The sequence below is a fragment of the Bacillus sp. BC05(2025) genome, assembly GCF_056725905.1.
In genome coordinates this window covers 115,423-124,039 of sequence record NZ_JBWYRA010000002.1, presented here as the reverse complement: position 1 = coordinate 124,039, position 8,617 = coordinate 115,423, and the positions used below count along the sequence as shown (strand labels likewise).

Annotated in this window: 14 protein-coding genes and 1 riboswitch; of the genes, 8 read left to right on the top strand and 6 right to left on the bottom strand. The window is 34.5% G+C overall.

The features are described from left to right. Positions 1-100: 100 nt before the first annotated feature. Positions 101-961 (top strand): GNAT family N-acetyltransferase, encoded by an 861-nt coding sequence (locus tag ACZ76X_RS06485; protein ID WP_479849968.1) that lies wholly within the window; start codon positions 101-103, stop codon positions 959-961. Between the two features lie 34 nt (positions 962-995). Here the strand turns inward: ACZ76X_RS06485 and ACZ76X_RS06480 are convergent, their stop codons facing one another. Next, on the bottom strand, positions 996-1,556 hold the full coding sequence (locus ACZ76X_RS06480; RefSeq protein WP_479849967.1) for a cysteine hydrolase family protein: 561 nt from the start codon (positions 1,554-1,556) through the stop codon (positions 996-998). Positions 1,557-1,738: 182 nt separating this feature from the next. Between ACZ76X_RS06480 and ACZ76X_RS06475 the strand changes: the two genes are divergently transcribed. Further along, complete coding sequence (locus ACZ76X_RS06475; RefSeq protein WP_063224108.1) at positions 1,739-1,999, top strand: DUF6123 family protein; 261 nt, start codon at positions 1,739-1,741, stop codon at positions 1,997-1,999. A 2-nt stretch (positions 2,000-2,001) separates the two neighbouring features. Here the strand turns inward: ACZ76X_RS06475 and ACZ76X_RS06470 are convergent, their stop codons facing one another. From ACZ76X_RS06470 to ACZ76X_RS06460, 3 genes are all read right to left on the bottom strand, one after another. Further along, positions 2,002-2,907, bottom strand: coding sequence for a DMT family transporter (locus ACZ76X_RS06470; RefSeq protein WP_479849966.1), 906 nt, complete (start codon positions 2,905-2,907; stop codon positions 2,002-2,004). Between the two features lie 13 nt (positions 2,908-2,920). Further along, the gene (locus ACZ76X_RS06465) at positions 2,921-3,307 is read right to left on the bottom strand and encodes a reverse transcriptase-like protein (protein ID WP_000573873.1); all 387 of its coding nucleotides are present in this window, start codon (positions 3,305-3,307) and stop codon (positions 2,921-2,923) included. Positions 3,308-3,376: 69 nt separating this feature from the next. Further along, positions 3,377-4,249, bottom strand: a complete 873-nt coding sequence (locus ACZ76X_RS06460) for an aldose 1-epimerase family protein (protein ID WP_479849965.1) — start codon at positions 4,247-4,249, stop codon at positions 3,377-3,379. Positions 4,250-4,381: 132 nt separating this feature from the next. Next, positions 4,382-4,426: riboswitch (PreQ1 riboswitch) on the top strand. 6 nt (positions 4,427-4,432) lie between these two features. Here ACZ76X_RS06460 and ACZ76X_RS06455 point away from each other — a divergent pair. The 3 genes from ACZ76X_RS06455 to ACZ76X_RS06445 all read left to right on the top strand — a co-directional run bounded on the left by ACZ76X_RS06455 (position 4,433) and on the right by ACZ76X_RS06445 (position 5,916). Then, positions 4,433-4,918 carry a QueT transporter family protein gene (locus tag ACZ76X_RS06455; protein ID WP_001026467.1) on the top strand — a complete coding sequence of 162 codons (486 nt, stop codon included), beginning with the start codon at positions 4,433-4,435 and terminating at the stop codon, positions 4,916-4,918. Positions 4,919-5,069: 151 nt separating this feature from the next. Continuing rightward, positions 5,070-5,729 carry a ribonuclease H family protein gene (locus tag ACZ76X_RS06450; protein WP_479849964.1) on the top strand — a complete coding sequence of 220 codons (660 nt, stop codon included), beginning with the start codon at positions 5,070-5,072 and terminating at the stop codon, positions 5,727-5,729. A 10-nt stretch (positions 5,730-5,739) separates the two neighbouring features. Beyond that, on the top strand, positions 5,740-5,916 hold the full coding sequence (locus tag ACZ76X_RS06445; protein WP_000358801.1) for a zinc-finger domain-containing protein: 177 nt from the start codon (positions 5,740-5,742) through the stop codon (positions 5,914-5,916). A gap of 33 nt (positions 5,917-5,949) precedes the next feature. Here the strand turns inward: ACZ76X_RS06445 and ACZ76X_RS06440 are convergent, their stop codons facing one another. Together ACZ76X_RS06440 and cspB are read right to left on the bottom strand one after the other, a co-directional pair. Next, a complete protein-coding gene (locus ACZ76X_RS06440; RefSeq protein ID WP_171484745.1) occupies positions 5,950-6,198 on the bottom strand; it encodes a DUF2564 family protein in 249 nt (82 codons plus the stop codon). A 119-nt stretch (positions 6,199-6,317) separates the two neighbouring features. Next, positions 6,318-6,515 (bottom strand): cold shock-like protein CspB, encoded by a 198-nt coding sequence (cspB, locus tag ACZ76X_RS06435; RefSeq protein ID WP_001161732.1) that lies wholly within the window; start codon positions 6,513-6,515, stop codon positions 6,318-6,320. Between the two features lie 263 nt (positions 6,516-6,778). Between cspB and ACZ76X_RS06430 the strand changes: the two genes are divergently transcribed. From ACZ76X_RS06430 to ACZ76X_RS06420, 3 genes are all read left to right on the top strand, one after another. Beyond that, positions 6,779-7,507 carry a YqcI/YcgG family protein gene (locus ACZ76X_RS06430; protein WP_479849963.1) on the top strand — a complete coding sequence of 243 codons (729 nt, stop codon included), beginning with the start codon at positions 6,779-6,781 and terminating at the stop codon, positions 7,505-7,507. Between the two features lie 138 nt (positions 7,508-7,645). Continuing rightward, a complete protein-coding gene (locus ACZ76X_RS06425) occupies positions 7,646-8,278 on the top strand; it encodes a LysE family transporter (protein ID WP_212958301.1) in 633 nt (210 codons plus the stop codon). Positions 8,279-8,297: 19 nt separating this feature from the next. After that, positions 8,298-8,591, top strand: coding sequence for a cytoplasmic protein (locus ACZ76X_RS06420; protein WP_479849962.1), 294 nt, complete (start codon positions 8,298-8,300; stop codon positions 8,589-8,591). Positions 8,592-8,617 lie beyond the last annotated feature (26 nt).

Sequence of the window (8,617 nt, the reverse complement as noted above, 5' to 3'; positions counted from 1 at the left end):
AGTCTTGGTCAAAATAGGATATGTGTGTGACAAATAAAGTGAAACATGTACAAGTTGATTTGATAATAATGATTTAAATGTCTAGATAAGGGGATGGAGTATGATTAAATTGGAAATTAGAGTAGAGCGTCTTAGGAAAGAACAAATAGGCGATATTGTAACATTATCTTCTTATATTGGGTGGGATTATAATAAAGAAGAAATTGAAACTATTTTTGACTCAGGTATTGTATATGGTGTGTGGAATGAGAGAAAGGAACTCATTGCTAGCGCAGCAATTATATTATATGGGGAGAAATTAGCGTCTATCGGAATGGTCATTGTACATCCAGATTATAAGGGAAGTGGGATTGGAAAGGCGATAACGAATGTATGTATTAAGAGCGTATCAGCTCAAACTCCCATTATGCTTATTGCTACGGACGAGGGAAAGCCTTTATATGAAAAATTGGGATTTAGAGCAGTAAGCTATGTTTCTAAATACATATGTAACTCGTACAATGTGAATAATTATTGTATGAGAAATGAAGATTATATGATGAATTATGAGGAGTGTGATTTAGAAGAAATAATAAAATTAGATGAATATGCGTTTGGAACAAATAGAAAAGGGTTTGTAACGAAAAGAATTATGCAAAGTGAACAGTGTATCGTTGTAAAGGATAAGGAACAAAATGTATTAGGTTACGGTTTAAGTATACAAACACCAGAAAATAAAATAATAGGTCCGGTCGTTGCTGAAGATGATGCGATGGCAATGAGGATTGTACATTATTTAGCAAGAGAGCATCATGGAAAATTAAGAATAGATGTATCAGAAGGAAAGAAAGATTTTATGAGAAAATTAGAGAGTGTTGGGTTTCAAAAGGTTCATACACCACCAATTATGATGAGAAATAGTGATCGGTTTTTGAAAAGAAATGGACAACTATACAGTATTGCAGCACAAATTTTCGGATAAAAAAGAATCCTTCTGAATGAAGGATTCTTTTTTATTAATCACGATATTGGTCGTGAGTCGGTTGAAAGAGGTCTTCCTCAATATCTCTCACCATAGAAAAATGATCCACGTTATAATGTCCATGTAGAATTTTATTATGATGAGCAATAATTTGTTCTGCAGATAATACGTTAGAATCAGTTGTGGAATGTCCGTTTTTCATTAATGTAACGTCAAACCCTTGTACAGTAGCAGTTCTAACAGCGGTGTCGATACAATGCTCTGTCTTACATCCACCGATAACGATATGGCCAATCTTCTCTTCTTTTAAAAGTTCAAGTAAAGAAGTGCCATAGAATGCGTTTGTTGCTGCTTTATTAATAAGGATTGCAGACTGAGGTACTTGAATTTCATTATGTACTTCAAATCCTTTTCCGCTACCAGAAGCAACATCGGTATCTCTTACGAAAACAATAAGGGCATTTGAATCTATCGCTTTCTGTACGGCTGTATTTAGTGTAGATAATAACTCGGTTTTACGAAAAACTTCATTTTCTTGTTCATTTCCATCCATTAATTCTTGCTGCGCATCGATAATTAATAGTGCTTGTTTCATCGTGTCTCCCCTTTAATATGAAATAAGTTCCCCTATACATATTCATTCATATTGCAAGTAAATCCTTTATTGTCTATGCAGTAGACGATAGATTTACAAAGTTGTCAAAGAAATTTCATTCTCATAGCGTGTAAAAACATGTATGATAGGAGATGGAGAATTTTTGAGTAGGTGGGAATAACATGCAAACAGTAGAAGATTATCTTTCATTCTTACATACGAAAGGATTTAAACTATCAGAGGAAGCACAAGGATTTATTATGTTCGGACAAGGATATACGGGTGCATCTGATGGAATTGTGAACGCGGCAATAGAAGCGACAATTAAACATCAATTCCAGTTTGATGGGAGTTATTTTGTTGCGTTATTAGAACGATTGAAAGAAGAAGAGATTACAGATAAAAAAAGCGCTAAGGCTTTTATGCGGAAGTTACAAGCGTAACTTCACGCGGCCTGCGCTTCTTTTTTTGTTTTGGAAGGTAATTCAACAAAAACCATGCCTAGAAAAATACATAGGCATCCGATAATAGCGGAAACAGAAAGTTGTTCGTTTGCCACGAGAACGCCTGTTAAGGCAGCAAAAACGGGCTCCATTGCGAAAATGATGGCTACTCTCGTTGGAGATGTATGTTTTTGTGCTGATGTTTGAATGAAAAAAGCAATGGATGTCGCGAATAGAGAAGTTAAAAATAGGGCGAATAAAAAGGAAGAATTCGTCCATAGTGCTGCTGAGAATAATTTTCCCCAATCTTCAAACAAAAAAGCGCAAATAGAAGAAAACATACCGACAGCTAATATTTGCGACGTGCTTAATAATAAAGGTGATATTTTCTTAGAGAAGAAGCCGTTAACAAGAATATGAGCAGCGAACGCAACTGCACAACCGAGAACGAGTATATCTCCCATGTTTAATTGAAAAGAATCACCAGCTGTTAATAAGTATAAACCTGCTGTTGCTACAGCAATGCCCATTACGATAAAAATGGTAGCTTTTTGTTTTAAAAAGATAAAAGACAAAATGGGTACCATAACGATACTAAGTCCTGTTAAGAAACCTGCTTTTGAAGAAGTTGTATAAAGTAAGCCAAATGTTTGTAATACATAGCCAACACATAAAAAGAACCCAACGATTAATCCAGCGAGACTACTTTGTTTTATATTTTGTTTTGAAGTTTTTTTTGAGAAAATCATTTGAACGAATAATAAAATAATTCCAGCGAATAAAAAGCGAATACCATTAAAAGTAAATGGACCAACAAAAGACATAGCATTTTGAACAACGACAAACGTAGCTCCCCAAATAAAAGAGACAAATAATAAAGCAAGAGGAGCAATCCAATCTTTTTTCACACTCATACCCCCGTTAATTTTGTAAGATAGCCTTTCTAGCTAACTCATCAGCAACTTTATTTTGACTACTTGGAATCCACTTAATAAAAAAGAGATCGAAACTTTTTATGTACTGCAGTGCTTCTTCTAATAGTGGTGCAAACATTTTATTTTTTGCGTATTCTTTTTCAACAGCCCGCTCGACAAGTTGCGAATCTGTACGGAAAGAGACAATGTTATAATTATGCTCCGTGCAATATTTTAATGCCGCAAGTAAAGCGTGGTATTCTGCTTCATGATTGGACATTGTCCCAAGGGGTAATGATAATTGTACAGCTGGTTGAACCCCTTTAATAAATACGCCTGCACCAGAAGGACCAGGATTTCCTTTTGATGCACCATCAATATATACTTCAATCAAAATGAGAAACCTCCAAATGATAAGATGATCCCCTACTTATATGTTTCATTGAAGTAGGGGATAGAGTAATTAGCCAATTGTAATGCTATAACGACATGTAAATGTTTCATTCGCTTGTAAAGATTGAATTCCTTTTTTTTCTTTGAAATCTTTTGCTGGAGTTACTTCATCAGCAATTCCGTACCAAGGTTCGATACATAAGAAGGGAGCATTCTCGCCTGGTGTCCATACGCCGACAAATGGGAATCCGTCAAATTCTACTTTTACAAATTTATTATGTTTATGAGAACGAATAGAGATTTCATCCGTATTCATATTTTCAAAAATAAGTGCATCATTTTTGAATAAATCGTATGTAAGTGGTAATTCAGTTGCATTTTCAGCGATTATTTGCTTTTTGCTTGAAAGGTAAGGTCCTTCTAATACGCTTGTTTCTAAGCGTTCAGAACCGTTAAATGATAAATGATAATCTGTAAATGATTCGCCCTCTAATAGGGGGAAGTTGAAACCAGGATGTGCTCCGATTGAGAAGAACATCTCTTTTGAAGCAGGGTTATGTACTTCATATGTTACATGAACGATTTGTCCGTCTAGCTCATAAGAAACGAGTAATTCGAATTCGTATGGGTATTTTTTTAATGTTTCTTCATTACTAGTTACAATGTAAGTGATTTTCGTTTCACTTTGTTCTTTTACAGAGAATGTAAGGTCACGAGCAAAGCCGTGTTGTGTTAAAGAATATGGTTTACCATCTACGTAGTATGTATTATCTACTAATCGGCCGACAATTGGGAATAAAATTGGTGCGCGGCGCCCCCAATAAGTGGAATCGCCTTGCCATAAGTATTCAGTGTTATCTTCTTTTAAGCGAACGCTTTGTAATTCTGCACCTTTGTCAGAAATGGAAACGATCACTTTTTCATTTTGAATTGTTGCTGTCATGAAGTGAAACCTCCTAAAACTTTCGTATATTTTATTATACGTTGTCTAAAAGAAAAAAGGTAGTTAATGATAGGAATCTATTGACGAAAGAGTGTATATTGCGTAGAATATAATCTTGTTGCTTAAAAAACGAATAACGTGGTTCGAAACCATCCCACGTAAAAAAACTAAGGAGATTTTGTCATGAATATTAGAACTTTAGTCGGTAATGGTATTTTAGCGGCATTATATATTGCTGTTTCTATGCTTATTCAGCCATTTGGCTTTACGAATGTACAGTTTCGTATTTCAGAGATGTTTAATCATCTTGTTGTATTTAATAAGAAAGCAATTTACGGAATTGTATTAGGTGTATTTTTAACGAATCTCTTTTTCTCACCTATGATCGCGTATGATTTAGTATTTGGAGTAGGGCAATCTATTCTTGCGTTAGTTGCAACGATTATTTCTATGCGGTTTATTAAAGGTGTTTGGGCTCGTATGATTTTTAATACAGTTATTTTTACAATTACAATGTTTATGATTGCAATTGAACTTCATCTTGCATTTGATTTACCATTTATGTTGACTTGGTTAACATGTGCAATCGGTGAATTTGTTGTCATGGCAATTGGTATGCCTGTAATGTACTGGATTAATAAACGAGTACAATTTGAAAGATTTATGTAATAGATGAAAGAGCTATTCCTATAGGGATAGCTCTTTTTGTATGTAAGCAAATTGAATATAATGCTGTGACTATTGATACAATATAATAAAATAAAGTGAGGCTTTCATTAGCTGGCTACATATAAGAAGTCTTATATAAGGGGAATCTAGTATGAAATATAAAATTCATTGGTTGTATAAAACGAAGCGCGGTTTGCAGACGGAATTAACGACAGATTATATGAACATAGAAGAAGTACTGCAATTTGCAGAGGATTTCGAGAAAACAGGAAGAGTGAAAGAACTATCATTTTATGATGAAATGGATGCGGAATGGTCGCTAAAGGAAATGAAAAAGCTGAGTAAACAAGTGGAGGAAGAGCCCCAAGAAATACACGTTTATTTTGATGGGGGATATGATGTTCAGACGAAAGAAGCTGGAGTAGGTATATGTGTATACTATAAAAAAGGGAATAAACAATACCGAATTCGCCGTAATGCATATATAGAAGGTATATATGATAATAATGAAGCGGAATATGCATCATTACTATACGGTATGAATATACTCGAGGAATTAGGGATTAAGTATGAAGCGGTCACGCTTCGCGGCGATTCGCAAGTTGTACTGCAACAATTGGCTGGAGAATGGCCTTGCTATGATGAGCATTTAAATCATTACTTAGATCAAATTGAACAAAAGGCGAAGCAAATGAAATTAAAACTAGTATGTGAGCCGATATCTAGAAAACAAAATAAAGAAGCGCACCAATTAGCTACGCAAGCATTAGAAGGAACAGTTATAGATAGTCATAAAGAAATAACTGAATAGAGGTGCAAAGGTGGATAAAAAGCAACTCATTACAGAGGTCAATGACTTATTAGAAACGTATTGTGAAGGGTGTTTTTTGCGAGAACATAACCGAAAGACGAATAGTAAGTATTATGCTCATTCCTTTTGTATTAGGCAATGTACAGTTGGAGAAACATTGAAAAAGTATGGAGAGCAGTTGTCATGAAAAAACATCCAGAGAAAATTCTCTGGATGTTTTTTAGTGCTTCGCTTCATTTAATTGATGCTCGCACTCACTTAATTTCTTTTCTTCATTCATCAGAAATGGCTCATCTAAATCTGTTGCAACAGATTTCATAATTTCAAGCTGAGAGCGAGCGGCTTCTACAGCAGTAGTCGCATGCTCTAATGTATCTGGATCCATTGAAATTGTCGCTGATCCTACCATTTTTTGTGCTGTTTCTACACGGAATTTTACTTCTTCAAAATCATTTACTTCTGATCCCATTGCTAATTCCTCCTTTGTATATTGCGCATTTCACATAGTTTTTGCTCTGGAAAACGGAAATATACAAAGGAATAACAAAGGAGGTTACCAAGTAAGGTAACCTCCTGTCATATGTTGGATTAAAGTTTTACTACGTTAGCAGCTTGAGGTCCGCGGTTTCCTTCAGTGATATCGAAAGATACTTCTTGACCTTCCTCTAAAGCTTTGTAGCCTTCGCCTTGAATAGCAGAGAAATGTACGAATACATCGTCAGCGCCTTCCATTTCGATAAATCCAAAACCTTTTTCGTTGTTAAACCATTTTACTTTTCCTTGCATGTTACAATTCCTCCTAAAAACATTTACGTTTTTCATTTAGTGAAATTCATTTGAAAAGATAATATAAACTAAAAATGCTATAATCTTGAATATTCTGCTAAATGATTAATTTAAATATACACGAATTGGGAGAATTTAGTCAAGTAAGCGATTTTATTTTTTTGTATTTTTAAATAATTTTTCAGTCAAATTTTTAAATAGGTATAGGACAGGCCGAGTATGTAATAGTCTTAATTGAATGCTATACATAATGAGGTGAAAGAATGAATGAGTCTTATTTATTAGATAATGACGGAATGAGAATGAGAACGGATATACCGAATTGGGTTGCACAAGAATTTGAAAATTTTTCAAACATCGTATTAGAACCAACTTTCCCATGTTATTTTGGTTTAACTGCTTTGAAAAAGAATGAGCTTCGTTATTCCTTTCTCTCTCATAATGATTGGAGCCATTTGCCACATACAATGTTATCTTTTTTAGAGTTAATGAAAGAGCGGCCAATTGTAAGAAGAGGATTTTTTCTTTTTGTGGAACCAGAATGTGAGGAACAATCACTGGAATATTATCGTGATTATTTTTGGAAAGTATTACAATATTTACATGAACAAGATGACCAAACATGGCCGAAGCAAATTCCTGAAGACCCAGACCATTACTTATGGGAATTTTCATTTGGTGGTGAACCGATATTCGCATTTGGAAATGCACCAGCTTATAAACAACGAAAAACTAGGCATTTAGGAAATTCTCTCGTTATTGGGTTTCAACCACGCACCATCTTTGATGGATTAGAAGGTGATCGTCCAAAAGGAGCATATTCAAGACAAACGGTCCGAGATCGAGTTGAAAAGTGGGATCAGCTGCCGAAGCACCCTAACATTAGTCATTATGGTGATCCAGATCATCGTGAATGGAAACAATACTTCATAGGAGACGATGTAGAGCCGATAAAAGGAAAATGTCCTTTTCTTCATAAGTTAGAAAAGTAAGAGCCATCATCTAGGTGGCTCTTTTGTATATTTTGGATAAAAAAGGGTATTTTAGTAGTGAATATTTTGATGAAAGCTAGTCTATTTTTAATCATTACATCATTACTTAATAGTAAAGGAAGTAGAAAGGATAGAGCGATGTTTGGAGCGATTATACAACAAATTGTATTAGGTATTTCATTAGCTGCACCAGTAGGTCCGATTAATATTGAAATGTTAAAACGAGGAATTGAACGAGGTTTTTGGCATGCGTGGGTTGTTGGAATTGGTGGAATGACTGCAGATATTTTGTTTATGCTTCTCATTTATTTCGGTTTATCTTCTTTGTTTATGTATACATATGTACAAGCTTTTATGTATTGCACAGGTTTTTTCTTGTTATTTTATTTAGGATTTCAAAGTGTAAAACAAGGAATTTCCCACTCGAATATGGAATATAAAAAAGAAGAGGTAGGTGGCCTGAAACAATCGTTTATGGCAGGTTTTTTAATTGCGATATCCAATCCATTAAACCTTGTTTTTTGGTTTGGGATATATGGAAGTACACTTAGCTCACTGCTCACGAAGGTAACGAAACAAGAAGCGTTTTTGTACAGTCTTTGTATTATCGTTGGTATTATTTTATGGAATGTAAATATCGCTTTTTCTGTCCATTTTGGCAGAACTTTATTAAAGCAAAAAGCACTTGGCTATATAACAGCCGGAGCAGGTATTATTTTAGTAGGATATTCTATCCATTTTGCATACAAAGCTTTACAGTTGTTCACATAAGATTGAAGGGGAGATTTTTATGTATCGAACCACTATTGACGGAAAAGAAATTATTATTACGTTAGCACCAAAAATCCGAAAAGAAATTACTGATAGGAATCCACTATATGAAGCGGTATTTCATAATGCGGCAAGATTACTACAAACAAAGCAACCAACTTTTGCGGTAAATCATGAAGTATTTGGACTCATTATTGGAGAGGTACAAAGAGGAGAAGTAACAGTGTTTGCGGTGGAACATATTATTCCAAAGCAAAATATATTTGGATCGAACAATTTTTTCTCGACAATAGAACAGCAGGCAAATTTGTAAAGCGAATAGAATAAGAATAGAAAATA

What these genes read in the sequence shown, in the direction of transcription:
- ACZ76X_RS06485 (WP_479849968.1), top strand. Translation starts at nt 101, where the DNA reads ATGATTAAATTGGAAATTAGAGTAGAGCGTCTTAGGAAAGAACAAATA.
- ACZ76X_RS06480 (WP_479849967.1), bottom strand. Translation starts at nt 1,556, where the DNA reads ATGAAACAAGCACTATTAATTATCGATGCGCAGCAAGAATTAATGGAT.
- ACZ76X_RS06475 (WP_063224108.1), top strand. Translation starts at nt 1,739, where the DNA reads ATGCAAACAGTAGAAGATTATCTTTCATTCTTACATACGAAAGGATTT.
- ACZ76X_RS06460 (WP_479849965.1), bottom strand. Translation starts at nt 4,249, where the DNA reads ATGACAGCAACAATTCAAAATGAAAAAGTGATCGTTTCCATTTCTGAC.
- ACZ76X_RS06455 (WP_001026467.1), top strand. Translation starts at nt 4,433, where the DNA reads ATGAATATTAGAACTTTAGTCGGTAATGGTATTTTAGCGGCATTATAT.
- ACZ76X_RS06450 (WP_479849964.1), top strand. Translation starts at nt 5,070, where the DNA reads ATGAAATATAAAATTCATTGGTTGTATAAAACGAAGCGCGGTTTGCAG.
- ACZ76X_RS06440 (WP_171484745.1), bottom strand. Translation starts at nt 6,198, where the DNA reads ATGGGATCAGAAGTAAATGATTTTGAAGAAGTAAAATTCCGTGTAGAA.
- cspB (WP_001161732.1), bottom strand. Translation starts at nt 6,515, where the DNA reads ATGCAAGGAAAAGTAAAATGGTTTAACAACGAAAAAGGTTTTGGATTT.
- ACZ76X_RS06430 (WP_479849963.1), top strand. Translation starts at nt 6,779, where the DNA reads ATGAATGAGTCTTATTTATTAGATAATGACGGAATGAGAATGAGAACG.
- ACZ76X_RS06425 (WP_212958301.1), top strand. Translation starts at nt 7,646, where the DNA reads ATGTTTGGAGCGATTATACAACAAATTGTATTAGGTATTTCATTAGCT.
- ACZ76X_RS06420 (WP_479849962.1), top strand. Translation starts at nt 8,298, where the DNA reads ATGTATCGAACCACTATTGACGGAAAAGAAATTATTATTACGTTAGCA.